This window comes from Ramlibacter sp., assembly GCF_035548915.1.
In the GTDB taxonomy this organism is placed as follows: Bacteria; Pseudomonadota; Gammaproteobacteria; order Burkholderiales; family Burkholderiaceae_C; genus Ramlibacter.
Window position 1 is genome coordinate 62,423 of sequence record NZ_DASZSE010000032.1, and the last position, 22,164, is coordinate 84,586.

General features: G+C 59.9%; 24 protein-coding genes and 1 tRNA gene. 15 read left to right on the forward strand and 10 right to left on the reverse strand.

Features of this window, described 5'->3' with window-relative positions; genetic code table 11:
* Window positions 1-77: 77 nt before the first annotated feature.
* Window positions 78-1,745, reverse strand: coding sequence for a DNA repair protein RecN (gene recN / locus VHA82_RS12285; RefSeq protein WP_325543966.1), 1,668 nt, complete (start codon window positions 1,743-1,745; stop codon window positions 78-80).
* The gene (locus VHA82_RS12290; protein WP_325543967.1) at window positions 1,746-2,642 is read right to left on the reverse strand and encodes an NAD kinase; all 897 of its coding nucleotides are present in this window, start codon (window positions 2,640-2,642) and stop codon (window positions 1,746-1,748) included.
* Window positions 2,643-2,726: 84 nt separating this feature from the next.
* On the opposite strand from VHA82_RS12290, the gene hrcA reads away from it, so the two are divergent.
* The 4 genes from hrcA (at window position 2,727) to VHA82_RS12310 (ending at window position 6,073) form a co-directional block, all read left to right on the forward strand.
* On the forward strand, window positions 2,727-3,737 hold the full coding sequence (gene hrcA, locus VHA82_RS12295; RefSeq protein WP_325543969.1) for a heat-inducible transcriptional repressor HrcA: 1,011 nt from the start codon (window positions 2,727-2,729) through the stop codon (window positions 3,735-3,737).
* Window positions 3,734-4,498 carry a hypothetical protein gene (locus VHA82_RS12300; RefSeq protein ID WP_325543971.1) on the forward strand — a complete coding sequence of 255 codons (765 nt, stop codon included), beginning with the start codon at window positions 3,734-3,736 and terminating at the stop codon, window positions 4,496-4,498. Before hrcA ends, VHA82_RS12300 begins: the two co-directional genes overlap by 4 nt.
* Before the next feature lie 2 nt (window positions 4,499-4,500).
* Window positions 4,501-4,628 (forward strand) — tRNA-Ile (locus tag VHA82_RS12305).
* A 176-nt stretch (window positions 4,629-4,804) separates the two neighbouring features.
* Window positions 4,805-6,073, forward strand: a complete 1,269-nt coding sequence (locus tag VHA82_RS12310; RefSeq protein WP_325543974.1) for an integrase — start codon at window positions 4,805-4,807, stop codon at window positions 6,071-6,073.
* On the opposite strand, the gene VHA82_RS12315 is transcribed toward VHA82_RS12310, so the two are convergent.
* Complete coding sequence (locus VHA82_RS12315) at window positions 6,074-6,949, reverse strand: hypothetical protein (protein ID WP_325543976.1); 876 nt, start codon at window positions 6,947-6,949, stop codon at window positions 6,074-6,076. It lies immediately after the preceding gene.
* Window positions 6,950-7,077: 128 nt separating this feature from the next.
* On the opposite strand from VHA82_RS12315, the gene VHA82_RS12320 reads away from it, so the two are divergent.
* Window positions 7,078-7,932 carry a hypothetical protein gene (locus tag VHA82_RS12320; protein WP_325543978.1) on the forward strand — a complete coding sequence of 285 codons (855 nt, stop codon included), beginning with the start codon at window positions 7,078-7,080 and terminating at the stop codon, window positions 7,930-7,932.
* Between the two features lie 38 nt (window positions 7,933-7,970).
* On the forward strand, window positions 7,971-8,279 hold the full coding sequence (locus VHA82_RS12325; RefSeq protein WP_325543980.1) for a hypothetical protein: 309 nt from the start codon (window positions 7,971-7,973) through the stop codon (window positions 8,277-8,279).
* Window positions 8,280-8,325: 46 nt separating this feature from the next.
* On the opposite strand, the gene VHA82_RS12330 is transcribed toward VHA82_RS12325, so the two are convergent.
* The 3 genes from VHA82_RS12330 to VHA82_RS12340 form a co-directional block, all read right to left on the reverse strand.
* Window positions 8,326-8,901: a site-specific integrase gene (locus VHA82_RS12330; RefSeq protein WP_325543982.1), complete on the reverse strand. Its 576-nt coding sequence runs from the start codon at window positions 8,899-8,901 to the stop codon at window positions 8,326-8,328.
* Window positions 8,902-9,280: 379 nt separating this feature from the next.
* Entirely contained in the window at window positions 9,281-9,787 is a 507-nt protein-coding gene (locus tag VHA82_RS12335) for a hypothetical protein (RefSeq protein ID WP_325543984.1), read from the reverse strand.
* Between the two features lie 109 nt (window positions 9,788-9,896).
* Window positions 9,897-10,421: a hypothetical protein gene (locus VHA82_RS12340; RefSeq protein ID WP_325543986.1), complete on the reverse strand. Its 525-nt coding sequence runs from the start codon at window positions 10,419-10,421 to the stop codon at window positions 9,897-9,899.
* Window positions 10,422-10,524: 103 nt separating this feature from the next.
* Here VHA82_RS12340 and VHA82_RS12345 point away from each other — a divergent pair, with 103 nt between their 5' ends.
* The gene (locus VHA82_RS12345; protein ID WP_325543988.1) at window positions 10,525-10,962 is read left to right on the forward strand and encodes a DUF6641 family protein; all 438 of its coding nucleotides are present in this window, start codon (window positions 10,525-10,527) and stop codon (window positions 10,960-10,962) included.
* A 578-nt stretch (window positions 10,963-11,540) separates the two neighbouring features.
* Here the strand turns inward: VHA82_RS12345 and VHA82_RS12350 are convergent.
* Window positions 11,541-12,623 carry a GmrSD restriction endonuclease domain-containing protein gene (locus VHA82_RS12350; RefSeq protein WP_325543990.1) on the reverse strand — a complete coding sequence of 361 codons (1,083 nt, stop codon included), beginning with the start codon at window positions 12,621-12,623 and terminating at the stop codon, window positions 11,541-11,543.
* Window positions 12,620-13,618 (reverse strand): adenine-specific methyltransferase EcoRI family protein, encoded by a 999-nt coding sequence (locus VHA82_RS12355; protein WP_325543992.1) that lies wholly within the window; start codon window positions 13,616-13,618, stop codon window positions 12,620-12,622. Before VHA82_RS12355 ends, VHA82_RS12350 begins: the two co-directional genes overlap by 4 nt.
* 296 nt (window positions 13,619-13,914) lie before the next feature.
* Here VHA82_RS12355 and VHA82_RS12360 point away from each other — a divergent pair, with 296 nt between their 5' ends.
* The 6 genes from VHA82_RS12360 to VHA82_RS12385 all read left to right on the forward strand — a co-directional run bounded on the left by VHA82_RS12360 (window position 13,915) and on the right by VHA82_RS12385 (window position 17,933).
* A complete protein-coding gene (locus VHA82_RS12360; RefSeq protein ID WP_325543994.1) occupies window positions 13,915-14,262 on the forward strand; it encodes a hypothetical protein in 348 nt (115 codons plus the stop codon).
* A gap of 64 nt (window positions 14,263-14,326) precedes the next feature.
* Entirely contained in the window at window positions 14,327-15,208 is an 882-nt protein-coding gene (locus tag VHA82_RS12365; RefSeq protein WP_325543996.1) for an abortive infection family protein, read from the forward strand.
* A gap of 55 nt (window positions 15,209-15,263) precedes the next feature.
* On the forward strand, window positions 15,264-15,899 hold the full coding sequence (locus tag VHA82_RS12370) for a hypothetical protein (RefSeq protein WP_325543998.1): 636 nt from the start codon (window positions 15,264-15,266) through the stop codon (window positions 15,897-15,899).
* Window positions 15,900-15,917: 18 nt separating this feature from the next.
* Window positions 15,918-16,490, forward strand: coding sequence for an HNH endonuclease signature motif containing protein (locus VHA82_RS12375; RefSeq protein ID WP_325544000.1), 573 nt, complete (start codon window positions 15,918-15,920; stop codon window positions 16,488-16,490).
* A 10-nt stretch (window positions 16,491-16,500) separates the two neighbouring features.
* Window positions 16,501-16,932: a hypothetical protein gene (locus tag VHA82_RS12380; RefSeq protein WP_325544002.1), complete on the forward strand. Its 432-nt coding sequence runs from the start codon at window positions 16,501-16,503 to the stop codon at window positions 16,930-16,932.
* Window positions 16,933-17,138: 206 nt separating this feature from the next.
* On the forward strand, window positions 17,139-17,933 hold the full coding sequence (locus VHA82_RS12385) for a hypothetical protein (protein WP_325544004.1): 795 nt from the start codon (window positions 17,139-17,141) through the stop codon (window positions 17,931-17,933).
* Here VHA82_RS12385 and VHA82_RS12390 read toward each other — a convergent pair.
* Complete coding sequence (locus VHA82_RS12390) at window positions 17,872-18,417, reverse strand: hypothetical protein (protein ID WP_325544006.1); 546 nt, start codon at window positions 18,415-18,417, stop codon at window positions 17,872-17,874. The two genes, VHA82_RS12385 and VHA82_RS12390, sit on opposite strands and share 62 nt — an antisense overlap.
* A gap of 54 nt (window positions 18,418-18,471) precedes the next feature.
* Here VHA82_RS12390 and VHA82_RS12395 point away from each other — a divergent pair, with 54 nt between their 5' ends.
* Both VHA82_RS12395 and VHA82_RS12400 read left to right on the forward strand, forming a co-directional pair.
* Window positions 18,472-18,855 (forward strand): hypothetical protein, encoded by a 384-nt coding sequence (locus VHA82_RS12395; protein WP_325544008.1) that lies wholly within the window; start codon window positions 18,472-18,474, stop codon window positions 18,853-18,855.
* A gap of 405 nt (window positions 18,856-19,260) precedes the next feature.
* Entirely contained in the window at window positions 19,261-20,889 is a 1,629-nt protein-coding gene (locus VHA82_RS12400) for a hypothetical protein (RefSeq protein WP_325544010.1), read from the forward strand.
* 170 nt (window positions 20,890-21,059) lie between these two features.
* Here VHA82_RS12400 and VHA82_RS12405 read toward each other — a convergent pair.
* On the reverse strand, window positions 21,060-22,164 hold a 1,105-nt coding region (locus tag VHA82_RS12405), incomplete at its 5' end, for an IS256 family transposase (protein ID WP_325544012.1).

The following is a 22,164-nucleotide window of genomic DNA, read 5'->3' on the forward strand; positions in this document are numbered from 1 at the left end:
TTGTCCGGCCGCGGTCACCGGAGTTCCTTCGGACTCCGTGCCTGGGGCACTGGCGTCCTGCGCCGGCCCATCGCTGCTCATGGCCCCGAATCCGCGCCCGCGGCGTTGCTGCCCAGCATCTCCTTCGCGTGCGCGAGCGTGGTGCCCGACAGGCGTTCGCCGCCCAGCATGCGCGCGATCTCGGCCACGCGCTTTTCGCCCTCGACCGGCGCGACGGAACTCGCCGCGCCGTCCTTCTCGCTGCGCTTGGCCACGACGAGGTGATGATCCGCGCACGCCGCGACCTGCGGCAGATGCGTCACCGCGAGCACCTGCCGGTCGCGCCCGAGCTGCTTCATGAGGCGGCCCACCGTCTCGGCCACGGCGCCGCCCACGCCCGAATCCACTTCGTCGAAGATCAGCGTCTGCACGGTGCCGAGCCGGCTCGTCGTCACCGCGATCGCGAGCGCGATGCGCGAGAGCTCCCCGCCCGAGGCGACTTTGCCGATGGCGCGAGGCGTGGCCCCCGCATGTCCGGCCACGAGGAACGCGATCTCTTCCAGGCCGCTCGAAGAAGGCTCGTCGAGCTTGTCGAGCGAGACCTCGAAGCGGCCGCCCTGCATGCCGAGGCCCTGCATCGCCTGCGTCACGGCTTTGGACAGCAGCGGAGCCGCCTTCGCGCGCGCCTTCGAAACGCTGCGTGCTTCAGCCACGAACACGTCGTACGCCTTGCGTGCCGCCGTTTCGAGCGAGGCGAGGTCGGCTGCCGCATCGAGCCGGCCCAGCTCATCCTTCCACGACTCCAGCAACGCGGGCAGTTCCTGCGGCTGGCGCTTGTAGCGTCGCGCGAGCGAGAGCCACAGGCCCATGCGCTCGTCCAGCTCGGCGAGGCGTTCGGGGTCGAGCTCGGTGCGGCGCAGATAGGCATTGAGCGAATGCGCGGCGTCTTCGGCCTGCGCCAGCGCAGATGCAAGCACTTCGGCCAGGTCGCGGAACTCCGGCTCGAATGCTTCCTGCGCCTGCAACGCGGCGACGGCCTGGGAAAGAAACGCGGTCGCCCCGCCGTCATCGCTTTCGAGCGACTGCAGTGCGCCCTGGGCGGCTTCCAGCAGCGATTGCGCGTGAGCAAGCCGCGTGTGGTTCGCATTCAGCTCGTCCCATTCGTCGCTGCCCGGGGCGAGCTTGTCGACTTCGCCGATCTGCCAGGCGAGCCGTTCACGTTCACGCTGCAGCGAATCCTGCGCGGCGCGCGCCTCGGCGAGCGTCTTGCCCGCCTCGCGCCAGGCTTGCCAGAGCCGCTCGAGCGGGCCGAGGTCCACTCCCGCATAACCATCGAGCAACGCGCGCACCGAAGCGGGGCGCGTGAGGCTTTGCCAGGCGTGCTGACCGTGGATGTCGACGAGCAGTTCGCCCGCCTCGCGCAGTTGGGTCGCGGTGGCGGGACTGCCGTTGATCCAGGCGCGGCTCTTGCCCTGTGCGTCGATGCTGCGGCGCAGCAGCAGCGATTCGCCCGCTTCGAACCCGGCTTCATCCAGCCAGGGCGCGAGAGTCGCATCCAGGTCGAACTCCGCGGTGATCTCCGCCCGGGAGGCGCCCTCGCGCACGACCAGCGCTTCGGCGCGCGCACCGAGCGCGAGCTGCAGCGCATCGACCAGGATCGACTTGCCCGCGCCCGTTTCACCCGTGAGCACGCTGAAGCCGGCCGCGAGGTCCAGCTCCAGTTCGCGCACGATCACGAAATCGCGCAGCGCGATTCGCTTCAGCATTCAGTTTCCCCCTTCGTACCAGTGCAGCTTGCGGCGCAGCGTGTCGAAGTAGCTCCAGCCCTTCGGATGCAGGAAACGCGCCTTGTGCTGCGAGCGGCGCACCGTGATGCGGTCGCCGTGCAGCAGCGACGCGAGCGACTGCATGTCGAAATTCGCGCTCACGTCGCGGCCGCCCACGACCTCGATCGCGATCTCCGCGCCATCGGGCAGCACGATGGGCCGGTTCGACAGCGTGTGCGGCGCGATCGGCACGAGCACCCAGCCCGGGATGGCCGGGTGCAGCAGCGGCCCGCCCGCGGAAAGCGCATAGGCCGTGGAGCCGGTCGGCGAGGCGACGATCACGCCGTCGGCGCGCTGGTTGGCCACGAAGTGCCCGTTCACCTCCACCCGCAGCTCCACCATGCCGGAAGTCGAGCCGCGGTTCACCACGACGTCGTTCATCGCGAGGGCGTCGAAGACGCAATGGCCGTCGCGCATCACCTGCGCGTGCATGAGCGTGCGGTCGTCCTGCTCGTACTCCCCGCGCAGCATCGGCGGCAGCACGCTCGCGTACTGGTCGAGTGGGATGTCGGTGATGAAGCCGAGCCGCCCCTGGTTGATGCCCACGAGGGGCACGCCGAAGCGCGCGAGCTGGCGGCCGATGCCGAGCATCGTGCCGTCGCCGCCCACCACGAGGCCGAGGTCGCATTGGGCGCCGATCGCGGGCACGTCGAGCACCGGCATTCCGTGGACGCCGGCGTTGGAGGCCGTGTCGCGTTCCAGCACGACCTCGCAGCCCTGCGCCGAGAGGAAGTTCGCGATGTCTTCCAGCGCGGTGCGTGCGGCCCCGGCGGCGCCCGCGGGCAGGCCCGCGTGGTACTTGCCGATCACGGCCACCTGCCGGAAGATGGAATTCATCCGGAAATTACAACATCAAAACCCCGAACCCCCGCGGCTAAAATTGCCTGGAGCCCCCTTGGCGAGCGCTTCGGGGGTGCAGCCATGCTCGATGAACGCGCCAAGTTGTTGTTGAAAGCCCTGATCGAGCGCTACATCGCCGAAGGGCAGCCCGTGGGCTCGCGCACGCTGTCGCGCGCCTCGGGAATGGAGCTGTCTCCCGCGACCATCCGCAACGTGATGTCCGACCTGGAGGAGCTCGGCCTCGTCGCGAGCCCCCACACCTCGGCCGGGCGGATACCCACCGCGCGCGGCTATCGGCTCTTCGTGGACACGATGCTCACGGTGAACCGCGACGAGTTCGCGACGCCGACGCCGGCGCTGCCGCCCGATCAGCCGCAGAAGGTGATCGCGCAGGCGGCGCAGCTTCTTTCCAGCATGTCGCACTTCGTCGGCGTGGTGGTCGCGCCGCGCCGCAGTTCGGTGTTTCGCCACATCGAGTTCCTGCGCCTGTCGGAAAAGCGCTTTCTCGTGATCATCGTGTCGCCCGATGGCGACGTGCAAAACCGCGTGGTGCAGACTGCCGTCGACTACACGCAGCAGCAGCTGCAGGAAGCGGCGAACTATCTGAATGCGAACTACGCGGGCCTCACGATCGAGGAGGTGCGTGCGCGCCTCAGGACGGAAGTGGAGCAGCTGCGCGGCGAGATCGTGACGCTCATGGAGACGGCGGTGCAGGCGGGCACGCAGGCCTTCACGGAGTCGCAGGAGGAAGTCGTGATCTCGGGCGAGCGCAATCTGCTTGCCGTGGCCGACTTTTCGAGCGACATGTCGCACCTGCGCCGGGCCTTCGAGCTGTTCGAGCAGAAGACGCAGCTCATGCGCCTGCTGGACGTGTCGAGTCAGGCGGAGGGCGTGCGCATCTTCATCGGCGGCGAAAGCCAGGTGGTGCCGTTCGAGGAGCTGTCGGTCGTGAGCGCGCCGTACGAAGTGAACGGGCAGGTGGTGGGCACGCTGGGCGTGATCGGGCCGACGCGCATGCCGTACGACCGCATGATCCAGATCGTGGACATCACGGCGCGGCTCGTGAGCAACGCGCTGTCGCACAACAAGTGACGCAGCCGCGGCTCTTCGCGATCGTGCCCGGATTCGGCGAGCCGCACACGGCGCACAAGGAAGAGATCCTGCGCGGCAACCTGGCCGTGTTCGGTCGTTCGTTTGCCGAGCGGCTGGTTCGCGTCTGCTGCTACACGCCGGGCTACCGGTTGCCGGGTGACCTGCAGCCGGCCGTGGACGCGGTCTACGAGCCCGGGATCGTGGGGCATTTCCTGCTGAAGCATGCGCACCCCGAGGAGATCGGCAAGCTTGGTGCGACGCACGTGGCGATCGTGCTGGATGACGTGGAACTGCTGCCGGGAGTCGACCTGGGGCTGATGCTGAAGGTGATGGCGGGGATCGGCGCGAACATCGCGTCGCCGGCGCTGCCGGCGGAGCCGCCGCATTTCTGGAAGTACATGATGCGCGAGGCGGATCGCCCGCCGGGCGCGGTGGTCGTGTCGACTTGCTGCGAGCTCTTTTGCTATCTGATGACGCTCGAAGACTATCGGAGGTATTTCCTTGGCCTGGACGTGACCAACCCGTGGTGCTGGGGTGTGGACCTGACGCTGCATCGTGTGCGGGGGCTGAAGGCCGCGATCTTCAACGACATGGTGATGCGGCACTGGTACCGCGGCGCGGGGGAGAACAACGGGGCGCTGGCTCAGGAGGCGGCGTACTACGCGCGGCGGGGGCTTACGAAGCAGGAGCTCGTCGGGTCGCAGCGGTTGGAGATGATGCAGTACAAGGTGATGGACGGGCCGGGCGATAATCGGCCGTGAAGGGGGCGTTAGCTCAGTTGGTTAGAGCAGGGGACTCATAATCCCAATTTGCACCGTCACATTTTGCGCTTTTCCATCGAATTGACTAAGCAGCGCATTTGTTCGTTGCTACATTTCTTGTAGCGCCTCTCGCCCGCACACCCGTTGCACACCGCGCAGCGCGAAAGTACGCTTTTGCTGCGGCACTTTTTTCTTACCTGCACTTCGCGCCCTGGACGGATTTGTAGGTTTCGCCGTGCGTCGAACACGGCAAACATCCTTGCCGCACACGACATATTAGGGACAGCGGTGGCGGAACTGATACCAGTGATCGAAGGACGCGCTGTGATTTACAGACGCGACCGAAGCAGCAAATGGCAATGCCGGTACAAGCTCAACGACAACAAATGGCGTCGAAAGAGCACCGGCCAATCCGATGTCGGTGAGGCGAAGAGGGCGGCAACGCGGATTTACTACGAGGGCGAGTACAAGCAGGCGAACAAATTGCCCGTTGATCAACGGCGATTCGGCTCGGTCGCTGACGCCGCGTCCAAGCAGCTACAGGCGTCGCTCGACGACGGCACCGGGAAGTCTGTGTACCGGTCATACATCTTCGCGATCAAGAACTATCTAAAACCATTCTTCGGAGCGCACACGCTCGACAACCTAACACCTGCGTTGCTGAAGGAGTTCGACGAGTGGAGGCTGAAGAAGCTAGGGCACGAGCCGAAGGCCAGCACGATCACCACCCACAATAGCGCGATGAACAGGGTGCTCGATCTAGCCGAACAACATGGCTGGATGACGACAGCAGTACGACCGGTTCTCAAGAACAAAGGTGAAAAGAGCCAAGCCAGACCAGCGTTCACCTACGAAGAATTCGACAGTCTCGTGCGGACCATCCTCCCAACCTGGATCACGCAGGGTAGAACCAGCAAGAGCAAGATGATGCGCGAACTGCTACGCGACTACATCCTCGTTCTCGCCAACACTGGCATTCGGCATGGAACAGAAGCCTATAACCTTAAGTGGCGGCATATCGGCTGGCACATCAAGGACGGAGAGCGCTATCTCCTCTTGAGGGTCGACGGAAAAACTGGCGAACGAAGCGCGATCGCGCGCAGAGGTACAGAGACCTTCCTTCGCCGACTGCAACTTCGTTTCCCAGAATTTCAATCTCTCTCGTTCGACGAGTTGCTCGCTCGCCGGATTGACGAGTACGTGTTTCGACTGGCGGACGGTACGCGCACGACCAACCTGAACCAGCCCTTCGAGGTCCTGATGCGGGAAAGCGGGCTGGCTGTAGGTGTGTCGAGCGAAACGCCAAGGACGCTCTATAGCCTGCGGCATATGTATGCCACCTTCATGCTCATGGACGGCACGGCTATTCACGATCTCGCACGACAAATGGGAACGAGCGTGCAGATGATCGAGCAGCACTACAGCAAGATCACCCCAGAGCTGGTGCCCGAGAAATTCGCGGGCCCAAAACGGGTATCACGGGTGCCCAAGCGGCGGGACTCCTCACTCGCCCACGTTGAATCGACGCAAACGCCGACGCCACCAACCAGACCAAGGCTGCGGCTTGTGAAATGATCACCTGGCGTCACTTCGTCTAGAGCCACCAGAGATACGTTGCTTCTTCGGAGGCGCGCATCTCGGAAACGAGTGCGATGCTGCTGCCTCAATGAGCTTGAGCGCGCGGTTGTAAGCCCTTTTCGCCTCCTGTCCCAGGCCTTGCCTATCTGAGACATCGCGCGTAACCGTGCGGCCCTTCGCAACGCGCTCGATCATGCCTGCGCGAATGGCGACTTCTGGCCACGACACCTCATACCTTGTTCGCTCGGTGATGGTGCCGTCGCGGTTCCTGCGCGAGAACGCAGTTCCCTTGTCCATTTCAGTACGGATTCGATAAACCTTGAGGTCGGTCCGGAGCGCCTGCTCTTTGACCACGCCACGCACCTGATAGCGACACTTGGAACTGAATGTCTGGCCAGCGGGTGGCTCAATGAGAAGCGGGAGCACGTGAGCGGAAAACTGCTTAAGAGCTTCAGCAGATGAGATCCCGAGAGGCACGCGCAGGTTGACCACGTCTCTCCGGCCGAAAGGGGCAAGCTCTTCACAGTTTGTCGAGACGCCCATCAGCCAGCGGCGTTTCGGTTCGCAGAAGTGGAACATCGTTCGTCCCCACCATTGCCAGAACGTACACCGCCGAACGTCACCCAGATCTCGAAATAGCTTGTCGAAGACAGTGTTGCCACTGCCGCGCCGTTCGCAGGCCTCTCGATAGTCTGAATTCTCACGCAGGCACACAAACCACCAGTAATAGACGCTGCGGGTGATTGACCGCGGCGGATTCTGTTCGTCGTAGTTGCGTCCGTTCGGGAAAAGTGGGGGAGGTGACGCGAACCGAAGTGTGCCGATGCCCAGTGACGTTTCACTGACCGGCAAGGGGTTGATGGCGAGTTTCATGATTAGCAGCAGATAGAACAGGGCGAGGCAAAAGCTACTTCAAGCAGCGCAGCGAAGTGTGGACGATTTCTCCACCCAAAGCGCTCGCTGCGGGGCGTCAACCACTATTTGAAAAAGGGCACCAAGAAATGGTCAAGCTCAATGAAATCGCAAAACTCGCCGTCAAAAAAAATGACGAGTGGAGCAAACCTGTCGAACGGGGTCCGGAAATTGACAAAGCTGCCGACGAATTTGTCGATGCGGCTAGGAAGATCCTGAATGAAGCCGGATCAGTCGAGGGCGAGCTGGATAACCCGCGCGGCCACAAGGAGCTCTACAGCTTGCTCGGAAAGATGTGGGGACTGGTGCGAGCCGTCGACGAGTCACCCGCTCGCCTTGAGGTCATTGCACGCGTCAAGGCGGAATTGAAAGCTGCCGACATCGGCTTCGATGAAAAGGCACCCTTCTCGAAACTTCTTCTCCGATTCTCTTTCCGGGGCAAGCGTCGGCAGCTCGCCCATGTCTACGGGCGAGTGTTCGAGCAGGCTAGGCGGAAGAACATCGAGCCGGCCGAACTTGCGGAAGAAATCGAGAATGCGAAGGGCATTCAGAAATTCGCGAGAACGGTCGAGCAGGAGGATGAGGAAAAGAGACGAAAGGCAGCAGAGAAGGCGCGGGTCGCTGCAATGGCAAAGCTGGTGGAATCGTTGGCGGATGCGAACGGCGTTGTCGTCGAATGGGCTGACGACCCGTTGAAGGCTGGGGCTGGTGAATCCGCGCAGTTCGCCGTGTTCGTCGGTCTTCAGCAGGGTGATGGTCGGTATGCGCTGGGGATATGTGCAGATGTGGGGCAGTCACAAGAAACGACACTCATCAAGTGGCTCTTGACTGCATATAAGAAGGCCAGCACTGAGGCGATCGTCGCGGAGGCCGAAGCGCTGGCGGGCCTAGGCGGGGCCGAAGAGATGATGAACGCAACCGGGTCTGTCGAGGTGGCCCAATGAGTCCGCGTTGTGGACGTGTCATCAACAGCCCCGATCAAATGACGAGCGCCTTCACTCAGGCCGTTCACGACTTCGAAGCGCGGATGGCCGACGAAGCACGCAGACACTTGCGGCGCTGGCTGAATCATGCAGGCGGTGCGTCCTTCGAAGAGGCAGTCGAGTGGGTTCTAGATGCCGACCTTTCGCAAGCCTTCCAGAACGTTAGGAGCGGCAGCGGCGCGAGTGCGATAAGGCTCGCGGTCGAACAGCTCCGCGCGCATGTGGAAGCTGAGGGTTACAGCGACTGGAGAGGGGGAGAGCTGCGACGCGTCATTGCCGCGCAGGTGCAGGAGTACCTTGACCTCTGACGAGCGCTGCATGCCCCGGCTATTCGTTCTGCGACGGTGCTGCACTCTAGGCTAGTTCGATTGCTTTCCTCAACATGTCGTCGTTGGCATCGACGTAGCCGATCGTCGTGCTGATGTTGCGGTGGCCCATCGCCCGCATCAGCACTCGTACTCCCACACCCTTCGATGCCAACGTAGTTGCGAACGTGCGCCGCCCGCTATGGCTACTTGCGCCGTCGATCCCTGCCGCTTTGTACAGCCCGAAGAAGAACTGGGCCAAGGTGTTGGCAGTGAATCCTCGAAGTGGATTCTTCTGCGTGTAGAACAGGGCGCGCTCTGGATTGTGCGAAGGAACTGCGCGCAGGTACGTGGCGATCTCCTTTCGCACCCGCTCTGAAAGAAACACTGTGCGTGAGTGGCGTCCTTTCGTCTGTTCTGCGCTGAGGACGAGCGTTTCTCGTACGGCGCCATCTGCAGCCACTACGTCGCTGCAGCGCAGTGCGGCCACTTCACCAACCCGCAGCCCTGCCCAATGCGTCAGCAGTAGCATTGCCCTGTTGCGCGCTGCGTGTTTCCGTGTCGCTATGTGATCCAACACCCGGCGCAGCTCTGTCGGCGTGAGCGTCTTTGCCTTTTTCGTCATGTGCAGCTCCAAATCAAAATAAATACAGAGCTGCAGTGTGTTTTCTTTGATGCGTGATGGGCAACCGAGCCAAGGGTGAACGCCGATCCCAAGAAGATCAATGACTTAACCCAGAAATCACACAGAATGCGTATTCCATTTGATTTCTTCGCTCGTGGCGCGCATGCCACGAACCGCCTAGCAAGCCCTACAAGCTATTTAGCGGCGCCCCCGCTACCCAGCCCTGTGCGCCGGTGCGATCGCGTGCTGTAGGTGCCCTGTAACGTGCGCGAGGAACTGGAGCCGCAGTGCCCGAAAATGGGTCCTGCGCCCGAAAATTTCCAGCGCGCAAAAAATCGCGGTGGAGTACTTATCGTTTCTGGCTGGTGATTTGGCGCCGTTACTCGGCTGCGCGCGCCCGCACGTAACGCAGAATGTCCACGATGTTGTGAGCAATCGAGGATGACTGATGTTCTCCCTTTCCCTCGATCAAATCTTCGAGCACTTCTCGGTACCGGACCACTCGCACACCAAGTTCGCCCATGAGTGCTAGCTCTGACTCCTCCCTAACCTCCGCGCATACAAGCACGAACTGCCAGTCAGCTCCTGGCAGTAGTTGATTGCGCTTCTGTCGCTTGCGTTCGCTGGTGAACTTCTTGGACACCCACTGCTCGACCCCTGCGCGTACTTCTTCGTCGGATCGCCGGCGTGCATTCGTGTCACCGCCGATGTAGCCCATTGGCCTGAAACTCACTTGGGTTTCGACGTGCCAGCAAACAGGTGCTGTGCTGTCATAGCGGACGCAGAGGAAGTCGATCTCATCTAGGCCAAGCTTGATGCCTCGCATCGTGAAAAACCTCTGCTTGTTGAGCCACTGCTCCACCAGTTCTTCGTCCAGCAACGCCATCGCGTCTTCCCTTCGTCTTTGCTTGAGCAATTTTAGGCAAAGCTCCAGCTCTACTCGTCCCTTGACGAATAGAACAAGAATGCGGATTGTCGGGAGCGTCGTAGCTAACTTAGTCTGCTTCGAGCGCGGAGTGTGGAATCTGCGTGTTGCGCACGTCCCACGTGCCTAGGTTGCCTGAATGTGCCTCTTTCGTGATGTACCGTAGCCAGCCTGTCTCTGCCTGATTTCTTTCAACGAGAAAAAGGCGATCCGTCGTGAGCATCTCTTGCTTCGACCAGCACTCAGCGAACACTTGCCGCAATTTGTCCGTCGTGAGCTGGGAGGGGATGTTCCCCAACGCGAAGTTGTAGTGGATGGTCATGCGCGGATCTTGCCCGCACCCACCTTCAATGGTCGTGAGCATCAAAGGGCCGTATTGATCGGGCTTCCGAAGCGCCTTCATCCCGTAGAGGCGCTGGCTGAAGCGGCGCCGGAACAAATGGCACGCCTGCTGTAGCTGCTCCAGCGTGCGTTCCATCTGTCGCGCGTCCATGTTGTAGGCGCGTACAGTGGTATGAGCGACTGCGATGTGGGTGATGTGCTCGTCGTACTGGTAGAAGAAGTCCGTGATGTCTTGCGCGCTCGTTTTTCTCATCATTTATTTAGCGAAACCAAATAAAAGGAGGAAAAATCTTCGGTTGCTCGGATTCGCAATCCGAAAATAAAGTGCGTTTCCATTCATTCACAGAGGAAAGCGCATGAATTCGCTCGCGAAACTGAAGATGGTCTCCGCCAAGCGTGGAGCTGGTGAAACTCCGGTCACGAAACGCCGGCAAAAGCTGTCCGCAAAGCTGGACGAACAGATTCAGCTTGCGAAGGCGCAGGCGGAAGGCCGTGTGTTCGCGCCCACTCGTCTGCGGAGCGTGGTCGATGCTGAAACGGGTGAGAAGCGCCGCGTAGAGGCTACCAAGCGTGTTCAGCCATGGTGGTGGAGCGACGGCGGCAAGGTGCATATCTGCGTCCGCTATGGCGCCAAGCCGATCGAGTTCGCGAAGGGCAAAAACGCGATCGAAGTCGCCAGCGCGGCTGACGTTGTCAGCACGCTGGAGCTGGTGAAGCAGGCCGTCGTAGCTGGCGAGCTGGATGCCCAGATCGACGCGGCGAGCGCGAAGCTCCGCGAAGGTTTCAGCAAGTGAGCTACAGCTTCCTGGGCACGCTCCGCATCCCGTGGAGCGACGGCGAGGGTGCGACCACGGTGGAAGTAGTCGTGCAAGCGGACAAGGTGCTCGCAGCGCTCAGGGAGTTGGAGGCGGATTACGGCAGGGGCGTTGTCCAGCGCCTCTGCCCGGTAGTCGATGGTGTCGCTGTCTTGCCGCGTCGCAGGCAGTCCGACCCACAGTGATTTGAGTCTAAGGGGGCATGAATGACGCGCATAGCTATCCGACTCATGGTCGTGTTGGCCGCCGCAGTCGGTACCTGGGCCCAAGCGTTCAACGACGATCCGTCAGAACCCTTTGACGCCACGCGTCGCTATGCAGACAAAATCTCTGTTGCGTGGCGTCTGGAAAAGGACGTCCAACGAGCGTGTGATCAGGAAAGCCGACGAAGAGGAAATGCAGCGTTCGGGTTCGCGGTGGATGCGTGCTCGTTCTGGGTTGGAAGCGAGTGCACGATCATCACGCGTGAGCGACCGACGATGCACACGCTAGGCCATGAGCTGCGCCACTGCTTCCAAAGAAATTGGCACTGAGCGTCAAAGAAATTGACGGAGTACCTACTTGCCCGATTTGCGCCTGTTGTCGTCCTTGCACAGCATCTGGCAATTGGCCGCGATAGTCTTTCCACCCTCGTGCCAGGGTTTGACGTGGTCGCCTTCCATTTCCTCGAACTTGAACTTCTTTTCGCACTTGACGCAGATGCCCTTCTGCCGCTCGTAGGCCTCTCGCTTCATGTTCTCGGAGAAAGCTCGGATGTTCAGGTGTCTTTCGTCGCCGTCAAGCACGAACGGATAGATACCCGACTTGTTTCCCACGTCATCGTCCATCATCAGAGCGGCGATTCGCTTTTCCAGCTTGACGGTGTCAGGCTCCGCGTCTTTGAACTTGTCGTATAACCGGCCCCAATCAACCCCGTTCATGTCACGACGGTAGTTCGTGAACGTAGCTTCTACCCAGGCGATCACCTTCTGAAAGTACTGCCAAAGTGGGGTGGCGTTGTCGTCGTGCTGGTGCTTCGACATGTACTCTTCGATTTTCCCTTGCGAGCGCCAGTCGATAGCAGTTTCGAGGTAGTCCTGCCGAATGGGTGTGCCACGCAGGTATTTACTGCCGATCGCATATGCAGGGCAACCCGTCTTGCTGAAATATCGTTTGGCGTCCGCCGTCCATGGGCCCGCGTACACAGCGTTCCGCAGCTCCTGTCGCGTTAGCTCTTCGCCAGCGATATTGATGGTTCTGAACCACTCCAGCTTCTCGCTGTCTGTGCCGGAGCAGAGATACACCATCAGCTTGTAGTCGCGGATTTGTTCTTGCTGATCGTCCTGCAGATTGTGGAACGCCAGCCCGTTGATCGAGTAGTCGCCGTTCACATACTGACAGATGGAGAGCGTTCGCTGCTGGCCGTCGATGACTTCGAAATTTCCATCTTCCCGGACCGCCCAGTACATCACGTTCAGCGGAAAGTCCTTGCGAACCGTGTCGATCACGGCGTTCCGCTGCTTGTCCTTGTAGATGAACTCACGCTGATACGGCGGGCGGATGTCGAGTTTGCCGCCGTAGGCGACGACACCGTGTTCCGCGTTGTCTTCAAAACCAACTGCCAGATCGCGTACGGCAATCTCTTTGAGCTGAATCTTCATAGACGCTTGTTCCTCACCACGAGACGGTCGTACATGCGCCGGTATCCGCCGTTGCCATCGGACAGATAGAAGCGGGGGCCGCCCGGCGTGTACGTACCCTTCTCGGCGACTTCAGACATTGGCGTAGACAGCGTCCGACTTGAGCCGAGAATCTCGAACTGCTCGGGGTTGTAGTGCTCAAGGAACGTGACGGGTACGCCCATCGCACCAGCATAGTCGCCTGGAATGTCCATGTACTTGGAGACTTCGATCGCATCGAAGTTGGCGTACTTTGGGTAAGCCTTCGGCGAGTAGTTCTTGAAAAGAACTAGGTCCTCGTGGCGCTTGGCGATATCCAGATTGGTAAACCAGCACGCGTTACCGAGACTGCGCCAGTTCTGGCCGCTCTCATCTCGCCAACTCCGTACCTCGCGCATCTCGTAGTGGTCCGGGACCCTGAAAGCGACCGGATGTGTGTAACCCAGCCAGATCTCATCACTCTGAATCAGATCAAAGATTTCTTTGTAGCTGATGGCGTTCTGATTCCCGATGATCAGGAACTTTTTCTTCGCCTTCACAAGCTGTTCGACGTAATCACGGAACAACGAGAAGGGCGGATTCGTGACGACGATATCTGCCTCCTGCAGCAGCTTCACGCACTCCGCGCTGCGGAAGTCACCGTCTCCTTTGAGCTTGTGGACCCCGATCTCTTCGGGCTTAGGCACGCGACCGCCGTTCTTGTGCCCGTTGTATTCGAGGTAGATCCCGCTTTCGGACTTGTTCGTGCTGAAAAGGTCAGCGTCGGAGTTGCGATAGCAGGTGGTAATCAGCTTCTTCAGCCCAAGCTTCTCAAAGTTGTACGAGAAGTAGTGGAAGAAGTTGCTGATCTGGGGATCGTCGCAGTTGCAGAGGACAGTCCTTCCCTTGAAGTGCCTCGTGTAGTGACGGAGCTCTTTCTCAATGTCGGACAGCTCCGTGTAGAACTCGTCCTGCTTGCTTGCCTTGGCGGCTTGCATGCTGCTGTTTAGCGGCTTGCTCGGCATTCGTCCCCGACTCTCCAGAACTTTTGTTGTACGCGCGACTGCGGAAGCGTAGACTCTACCTCGGCAGTGCTGTGACTATCCCACAGATGGAAGAGCGCGCCAACGGGCCGCCGGCCGCCGGCTGCCGCTAACATCGTTCGCCATGCCGCCGCCGTCGCGAACACAACGGATCAGGAGAGGTTGTGAGGCAGGATTTCTTGAAGCTGTACGGTCCAATACGGCTTGCACGTTCGAGTACGCAATGTTGGAAGTGCAAGCAGGTGACTCCAGTGGCGGCAATCATTGCCGCAGCCATCGAGGAGTTTGAGGGCGGCAAGGGAACGGGCAGGCACGACGAGCCGACCTTCGTCTACGAAGTCGAGGGAGAAGACATGCCTGTCATCCTCAAGAACGTGCTTTCCCGACTCGCGCCTAACTACAAGCCGATCTACTCGCGCACTGCAGGATTTACGCAGTGGGCGAACACCTGCGTGCACTGCAGCTCGCTCCAAGGTGCTTTCTATATGCACATGGAGCCCGATGGCCCGTTTTTCGGGCGCGCGGAACACTTTGAAGGTGAAACTGTAGACGCCTATCCAGAAGACCTGGCGGTTGAAGGCGCTTCATTCACTGCATAGATGTTCCGCTGGTCTCCACCTGCCCCGTCGACGCATAGCAGCAATCGCGGGCGGGTCCACACGCGTGGGCAAGAATGCGCATCATTGGCACAATGCGCTTGTGACGAAGCAAACAATCCCCGCCCCCGTTATTGCAGTCATTAGCGAACTGGTGTCGCACGCCGAGTCGCACGCCAGCTTGGACAGCTTGTTCATGTACGCCGAGGCGTCGGGCGAACCTCCAGCGGGCAGCAAGCCGGTGAAAGTTCAAGACTGGCTCCGAGAAACGAACAAGCAGCATCCTGAACCGCTGACAGTGCTGGGACGGATCATTCATGGGTACATGGACGATCCTGAGATGGACGCGGACTTCAAGCTCAATGAGTGGGAGACGGAGACTGACTGGAAGAAAGCTAAGCGGGCTAACGTCCGCAAGTTGGAAGCCGTGTTGGCACGCTGTGGGTTGCAGTATCGTACTGGCGGGTTCGTCACAACTGGCGGCTTGGCCCCGAGCAAAAAGCTCGCTGACCTGATCAAAGGTCGCGACATGCCAGCCATCCACAGAGAGTTCGATAGAGCACTAGAGACCGTGGAAGCGAAACCTCGTGAAGCGGTATCTGCGGCATCGAACATTCTTGAGTCGATTTTCAAGACTTACATTGAGGACAACGGCTTGCAGATGCCAGACAAGCAAGACCTGCAGCCTGTGTTCAAGATTGTTCGTGCGGATTTGGGACTGGACCCAGGCAGCATAGAAGACCAAGACTTGCAGCGGATCATCACCGGGCTTTTCTCGGTGGTAGACGGGATCGGCGCACTGCGGACCCATGCTGGTAGCGCACATAGCGAAGGTCGCAAGGGCTACAAGCTCGAACCGCGCCACGCACGATTGGCGATCAACTCTGCCCATACTGTGGCCACTTTTGTAATGGAGACTTGGGACAAGAAGACCGCGAAGAAGGCCTGAACTTGGTGGTCCCTATTGGCGACTTTCGCGGATAAAGTTGAGGCGGAGGGGTGATATGGACTGGCTGCAATTCATCGCGAGCGTCATCGGCTCATTGGCGTGGCCCACTGCGGCTGTCGTTCTCGGCTTTATGTTCCGTGAACAGGTGCGCAAGCTGCTTGACAAGATGAAGACGCTCAAAGCGCCCGGTGGAATTGAGGCGGCGTTCACGGAGCAGGTCTCTGAAGTAGCCGCAGAGGTCAAGTACATTCCGGAGCCCGCAAGTAGTGCGAAGAAGGAGAACGCAGTCGCGACTGTTCCCTATCAGGAACAAAGCGCGGACGACTTGGCGGGCTATCTCGTTGGCCCGATCCGCCCTACCGCTGCGATCCTGGACACATGGCGCAGCATCGAGGCTTACATTTATGAGCTGTACCGCGCCTACTGGCACGAGGAGCCGAAGTCAGGAACCTGGCTTTCCATTGTGAAGGGGTTCAACAATTTTGAGATCTTCTCTGACGAGTTGCTCAAGATTGTTCTTGACATGGGTCGCTTGCGGAATCAGGTTGCACATTCCAGATTCGAGCCAGACGAAGACGCGGCACGTGACTACGTTAGCACCGCGCAGCGAGTACTGGCCACGCTCGCGGGCGTGCGGGAGCGTATCGTTGAAGATGAGAAGCGCGGCGTCCCAAAGGCTTCAAAGCGATAGGGCAACGAGACAAGCGCCATGGCACGTTTTGGAGGCATCGTGGAGGCGATCGGTGGGCTTGTGTTCCTCGGAGTGATTTACGCGCTCTGGCAATACGTGAAGTTCCTTTGGGAGGAGTGGAGCGGGGCACTCGGCCGATGGCGTCGAGGCGAGCCGTTGAGAGCTAGCGCTCTTTCAAGTCAGCGCTATCAAGAGGAACGTGCAAGGCAGGAGAAAGAGAAGAGCGATCTACGTCGCGCGCACGCGCGCGACAGCACTCTTATACTTGATCGACGCTTCAGAGCGCGTTTTAAATTGCACGGCCTCCACGAAGAGGTGCGCGCAGGCGTCTACAACCGGTACAACAATACATGTGCTGCTTGCGGAAAGCAGCCTAAACGCCGAGGCTTGGGTGGATTGCACATCGACCACATCAAGCCCGTTTCTGCTTATCCAGAGTTGGAATTTGTCGAATGGAATCTTCAGTTGCTCTGTGCGTCTTGCAATAGGCACAAGCATGACTATGACGGAGACGACTGGAAGGAAGTGACACTCGCGCGCAAGAAGGCGGCGTCGAAGCGGAAACGAGCGGCCCGACAGAGGGCATCCTAGATTCGACTAGATGACCCGCGCCGAATTTATTGCTGTGATTGCGTTGCTGGTGTCGGCGTTGGCATTTGGGCTTTCGTTCTACGTGGCATTTAGAGACAGGGCAAAAATCGTCGCCCGCAGCAAGTTTTGGCCCGCCAGCGAGTACGGGCCTGCTGGGATGCGCATCTCAATCACCAATGCTGGTCGCCGGCCTATCGTGCTGCGGATGATCGTCACAGTGGGAGAGGCTGGGAATTGGTCAGGGACCTATCTTGGCGACTACAAGACTGGCCTGCGTCTCGGCGAACACGAACTCCACGAAGAGACTTGGGGCAAGAGCGATCTCGTAATCGGCCCCGAGCACGACGAGATTGCTGTGGACGCCCAGGTTGAGGACTCCCTCGGCCGACGGTATCCAGTGAAAGACGCCAAGAAGAACATGCTCACGCTGCTTGGCTCGTAGGGCCGTGTCAGGGACTTGTCAGACTCAGCCGTTCGGGTTTACACTGCTGGCATTACATCCAGTGGGAGCCCGCAATAGACATCCAGCTTCGCCCCCGCCCGAAGGACTTCGAGGAAATCACCAGCAGTCCTGCCTACGTCGCCATCCTCGACGAGTCTGCACACCGACTCGCTGGCGTCTTCACCGACTACCGCTTCAAGCAGCAGGTGCAATGCGGATTGAAGGGATGTCGTCAACGACACAATCACGGGTACTGGGTTGTTACCGAAGACGGCATTGAGACCAACATCGGCGGCGACTGTGGGGCGAGCTTCTTCCCCGAGTTCGAGGCGCAGCGGGACGACTACACGGAGCGGCGTGCGCGCGAAGAAGCCATCGAGCGCTTCAACGAACTTCGTCTTGGCTCACACAAGATCGAAAACTCCATCCGCCAGATCATGCTGTACGCGGCAGACGGGATGGATTGGGTCAAGAAGGGGCGCGCTGCCCTTCAAGATGTTGTCGGCCAGGAGAGCTTCCGCAAGCTGGAGTTCCTGCAACGTCGCGGGCTTATCGAAGTGATCGTTGAACGCGAACGCTCGGACGCCGAGGTCGACCAGCTCTGGGAAATGAACGGTCGTCGCCGCTCCAAGGAGCAGTACTGCATTGAACAGCGCGTGGCCGGCTCACTGGCGAACGCACACTGGACGTACTATGACTACCGGCAGGAGCTGGTCAAAGGGGTGCTCGACCACCTGGTCAAGCTGCGGGACAAAGATCCTCAGGTGCTCAGCACTTCTACAATTCAGCGCTCGGTGCGCCCGCTCTCCGGGTGGCAGGCGAAGGTGACGGAAGCGCAGTCAATGGCGGAGCAGTGTCGAGAGTTCTTCTCTGACCGGAACCTTGAAATGCTTGCACTTTGGGTCAAAGACGCGGCCAGCAAACGCCGGCTTCAGGAGTTCATGCAGCGCGGCGCACGCGACCGGCTGTTGAAGCTTTCGGCCGAGCAACTGGCCGCGTAGCCTTCCGCTTCGGCGGAGGACTAAGCAAGCGCGAGAAGTCGCGGCACAGGTACTTCTGATACTTGTCCTTGATGTACTCCTCGCGCTCGCCCGTCTCCTTGTTCTTGCGCATCCCGTTCAACCACAGGCTCCGTTTGCCTGCGTTGATGCCGGTCTTGTTTTGCACCGCTTCCTCAATGAATTCATCGCTGGAGAGGATGAAGATGCCATCGTGGCGTTCCGTGTACAGCACGAACCAGTAGTTGTGACGCAGTTCGTGCGTGATTGCAGCGAACAGGCCACCATGTCCGAGGCCCACGTCGTTGCTACGCGCCTTGATCTGCACTTCGATGAACGTGCCGTCAGGTCGCTTAATGACTGCGTCGATAGCGTTGTCGTCCACCAGCGGCATGTAGACGTCCAACCCCTGTTTCAGCATCAGGCCGACGATGTAGTACTCGATGCGCTTGCCGAAACCCGCTGTATGCCGAAACGCGATGCTCATGCCGAGGTCCCTTCTTACATGTCCACAGCATAAATACCTGGAGAGGAACCCGCTATGAAATTCGTTGAAATTGCAAGTGCCGAAGAGCAGTTGGCATTGTGGAAGCTAGTGAACGACAGCGTCTGGACCGCCATTCAGCGGCAATCGAGCGACGAGCAGAGGCGCAAGACTGCGAAGCGTGCGGTTCGCACGCCGAAGGGGAAGATAGGGCGTGCGGGTGCCGGCCGCCGCGCGCCGAAGAAGCCCATCACGTACAAACCGCCACCGAAGCCGAAAGCGCGCCCTCAGCACGTTCGACAGCAAGCTCCGGCTCCGCTTCCGCCCAGCCTGAACACCACCGCGCTCCCCCCAATCAGCTTGAAATCGGGTCAAATGACGGGTGATTTCACCGCCTCGGTGCCCACCGCAGCAACCGGTCCAGTAGGAGGAGAGGCATAGCTCAAATACAATCGTACCTGTGGGCCGTTAGCTCAGTTGGTTAGAGCAGAGGACTCATTCAGGAACGAGTGACCTCGCGTTGGAAACGCGCGATGGAAAAACTGGGTGAATTCAGGGAAACCTTCTCGCGTGAGCGATGGCAACCCTGAGCCAAGCTAGCCGAAGGCGTCATGTAGGCTAGAAGGTGCAGAGACTAGGATGTGAGGAGCCAAGCCAATACGCATCCACTAGCGCCCGGCACCCAAACAGTTCGGCTGTGGGTGATGAGATAGTCCAGGGAGCAGGGAAACCTGCACAAACCTGAATCCTTTGGTCGTTGGTTCGATCCCAACACGGCCTACCACACGCTGGTGCGGTTGAGAGCTGCTGCAACAAGTGCCGATGTCTGCTTCGGGAGGACCAGGAATGTCTTACAAGCAAGCAGTTAAGTCGGAGTCGCGATCGGAGCTGTGGAGACACGCGGTTGAGACGCTAACGGCGCAGCGGGATACAACGCGAATCCTTGCTCCTTCGTACATGGAGGCGGTGTGGCAATACGCCTGGGGGGATGTCCTGTCGCAGGTAATGGACATCGAGCCGCACAGAGATCACATCCGAGCCTACTTCGACTACTGGGCTGAATTTTCCGAGAGCTCGTATGGAGCGAAGGGGCCAGACGAGCTGCGCGTGGCGTATTTCGCGGGTCCGGAGCCCGAAAATGACCTGCACGAGCTGCTGCGACTGGGAGTCCGCATCGAGAACGTCTGGGCGTTTGAGTCGGATCAGACCACGTACAAAGAGGCGTTACGGCGGGCACGCGAAGGCTTTCCGGTACTTAAAATTTTCCCAGGTTCATTAGCGGACTTCTTCAAGACCACACACGTCGCGTTTGACATCGTGTACTTGGATTTCACGGGATCGCTCGTCGCACGTTCCCTCGCTACGTTGGGCACTTTGCATGCGGTCTTCGATGAGCAGGCGCTATCCGACCTCGCAGTCCTTGTGGTGAATTCTTGTGAGCCGGATGTCAGTGACGAAGTGTGTGAGTTTCTGGCTGCGTACTACTATTTTCAGCCGATGGTGGAATGCACGGCCTACGGGGAACAGCCGCGCGAGGAAGACGGGAAGATCGTCTCCTGGTTCAGTGAACCTGCATCGAGTCATGGATATGAGTTCGATGACTTGAAACGCATAGCAGCAAGCAATTTGACGGATGTCTACTCGGCGTTCGCGACAAGCTATCCCCTCTATTACTCTTCTTTCGTGAGTCCAACGCTCCGGTTCTTGCGAAATGGCGCGCTGCGTCGTCAGCTATTCACCGCCGACAAGTCCGCGTTAGTTGAAGCGTTTGACCGAATGAGCGACACGTCAGTGATCAGGGAACTGCTCGGGCTGGACGCAGGAGAAAGCAAGGGTATCCGTGGCGACCGACTGCTCAACGTCCACGGTTTCCCGTTCTGGAACTTCGTTGACACCTTGAGAACCAAAGGTGGCGACCTCGGCAAGTACTGGTTCTCCGAGTATTCGCGCGGAGTTGGCGGAGTTTCCGTTCTCGACGCTGCGCGTTTTCGTGAATCTCTTCCAGAAACTCTCGCCGGCTACGACGGTCTCTTGGCTGCCAACATCAAGAATGAAATTCGGCGAGTCAACGCAGCTATTCCCGACGCGCGGCACGCGCTCTTCTGCGACCTTCCCATGCCACACCTGTGGCTCGAACTCGCCCTGAATCAGCTGGGCGCTCCGTACCATGCAAACGTCGAGAATCAGCGCCGGTGGACGTATACCGCTAAGGTGCGTCGCATGCATTTGGATGCATTCACGTTCGACCGCTGCAGGAGTCTGTATGACTTCCTGCCGATGGTGGACATGTACGGAGATGTGCTGAAGAATCAGTTGCCGCAAATGATCGCGCGTTGCTGCATAGACGCAATTGGAAAGCAAGGGAGATGGCCGCTTTCGAACCTGTACTACGGGTCGAACGTGGCCTGTATTGGGGATTGTGAAGGCGCTCAGTTCGCCGAACTTCAAGCCCGAGTAAAACTCGGCGCGCGGTGATAGACGCCTGCGTTAGCGCGACTGGTCTTCCGTCAAAAAACTTGACGCTACAAAAACAATAGCAAACGGGGATGTCCGAATTTTTGTGTGAGGACCACTGAGACTTGTCCACGACGGCGGGCGTCGCTTGCGATGAACGCACGCCGTGGTGGTCAAGTCGGTGCCACATCTTATGCGGCAGCCTTCGTGAAGCGATCTTCGTAGGCGATCGCGAATTGGTTCATTGCCTCGCGCCACTCCTTCGCCGCGCGCCCCCAGTCGGCGGTGATGTTCTTCAGCGCCAGCCAGATCAGTTTCGTGGCCGCATCGTCGCTGGGGAAGTGCCCGCGGCTCTTGATGATCTTGCGCAGCCGCGCGTGCAGGCTCTCGATGGCATTTGTGGTGTAGATCACGCGGCGGATGTGCGGCGCAAACGCGAAGAACGGAATCACGTGGCTCCAGGCACGTCGCCATGCGGCCACCACGGTCGGGAACTTCACTCCCCAGGGGCTTTGCTCGAACGCGTCCAGCTCGGCCTGCGCGGCTTCGGCACTAGCGGCCGTGTAAATCGGCTTCAATGCCGCGGCCAGCGCCTTGCGGTCCTTCCAGCTGGCGTAGTCCAGGCTGTTGCGTATCAGGTGCACGATGCACGTCTGCAGCGTGGTCGCGGGGAACACCGCACCGATGGCTTCGGGCATACCCTTCAGGCCATCGGTGACGGCGATCAGGATGTCGTTGACCCCGCGCGTCTTCAGGTCGTTGAACACTTTCATCCAGAACTTGGCGCCTTCGCTGCCTTCGATCCACAGCCCCAGGATGTCGCGGCAGCCGTCGCGCTGCACGCCAAGGGCCAGGTAGATCGCCTTGTTGCGAACCACCGCGTCCTCCTTGATCTTCACGCGCAGCGCATCAAAGAAGACCACCGGATACATCGGCTCCAGCGGGCGCGATTGCCAGGCGGTTACTTCGGCCATCACCGCTTCAGTCACCGAGCTGATGAACTCGGGCGAGATCTCCACGCCGTAGGACTCCTGCAGGAAGCCCTGGATCTCGCGCATCGTCATGCCGCGCGCGTACATCGCGATGATCTTGTCGTCAAAGCCAGTGAAGCGCCGCTCGTGCTTGGGGATCAGGATCGGCTCGAAGCTGCCGGCACGGTCGCGCGGGATGTCCACGCGCACCGGGCCTTCGCCAGTGATCACCGTCTTGGCGCTCGTGCCGTTGCGGTGGTTGGCGTCCTCGGCGGGCTGGCCCAGATGGTGGCCCAGCTCGGCTCCCATCACGCGCTCGATCAGC

Excerpts from the sequence above, each read along its gene's own strand:
- VHA82_RS12335 (WP_325543984.1), bottom strand. The coding sequence starts at position 9,787 with ATGGCGTTGCTGGACGAAGAACTGGTGGAGCAGTGGCTCAACAAGCAG.
- VHA82_RS12370 (WP_325543998.1), top strand. The coding sequence starts at position 15,264 with ATGGACTGGCTGCAATTCATCGCGAGCGTCATCGGCTCATTGGCGTGG.
- VHA82_RS12330 (WP_325543982.1), bottom strand. The coding sequence starts at position 8,901 with ATGACGAAAAAGGCAAAGACGCTCACGCCGACAGAGCTGCGCCGGGTG.
- VHA82_RS12290 (WP_325543967.1), bottom strand. The coding sequence starts at position 2,642 with ATGAATTCCATCTTCCGGCAGGTGGCCGTGATCGGCAAGTACCACGCG.
- VHA82_RS12395 (WP_325544008.1), top strand. The coding sequence starts at position 18,472 with ATGAAATTCGTTGAAATTGCAAGTGCCGAAGAGCAGTTGGCATTGTGG.
- VHA82_RS12400 (WP_325544010.1), top strand. The coding sequence starts at position 19,261 with ATGTCTTACAAGCAAGCAGTTAAGTCGGAGTCGCGATCGGAGCTGTGG.
- VHA82_RS12355 (WP_325543992.1), bottom strand. The coding sequence starts at position 13,618 with ATGCAAGCCGCCAAGGCAAGCAAGCAGGACGAGTTCTACACGGAGCTG.
- VHA82_RS12325 (WP_325543980.1), top strand. The coding sequence starts at position 7,971 with ATGACGAGCGCCTTCACTCAGGCCGTTCACGACTTCGAAGCGCGGATG.
- VHA82_RS12380 (WP_325544002.1), top strand. The coding sequence starts at position 16,501 with ATGACCCGCGCCGAATTTATTGCTGTGATTGCGTTGCTGGTGTCGGCG.
- VHA82_RS12320 (WP_325543978.1), top strand. The coding sequence starts at position 7,078 with ATGGTCAAGCTCAATGAAATCGCAAAACTCGCCGTCAAAAAAAATGAC.
- VHA82_RS12390 (WP_325544006.1), bottom strand. The coding sequence starts at position 18,417 with ATGAGCATCGCGTTTCGGCATACAGCGGGTTTCGGCAAGCGCATCGAG.
- VHA82_RS12350 (WP_325543990.1), bottom strand. The coding sequence starts at position 12,623 with ATGAAGATTCAGCTCAAAGAGATTGCCGTACGCGATCTGGCAGTTGGT.
- VHA82_RS12375 (WP_325544000.1), top strand. The coding sequence starts at position 15,918 with ATGGCACGTTTTGGAGGCATCGTGGAGGCGATCGGTGGGCTTGTGTTC.
- VHA82_RS12345 (WP_325543988.1), top strand. The coding sequence starts at position 10,525 with ATGAATTCGCTCGCGAAACTGAAGATGGTCTCCGCCAAGCGTGGAGCT.
- VHA82_RS12340 (WP_325543986.1), bottom strand. The coding sequence starts at position 10,421 with ATGAGAAAAACGAGCGCGCAAGACATCACGGACTTCTTCTACCAGTAC.
- hrcA (WP_325543969.1), top strand. The coding sequence starts at position 2,727 with ATGCTCGATGAACGCGCCAAGTTGTTGTTGAAAGCCCTGATCGAGCGC.
- VHA82_RS12315 (WP_325543976.1), bottom strand. The coding sequence starts at position 6,949 with ATGAAACTCGCCATCAACCCCTTGCCGGTCAGTGAAACGTCACTGGGC.
- recN (WP_325543966.1), bottom strand. The coding sequence starts at position 1,745 with ATGCTGAAGCGAATCGCGCTGCGCGATTTCGTGATCGTGCGCGAACTG.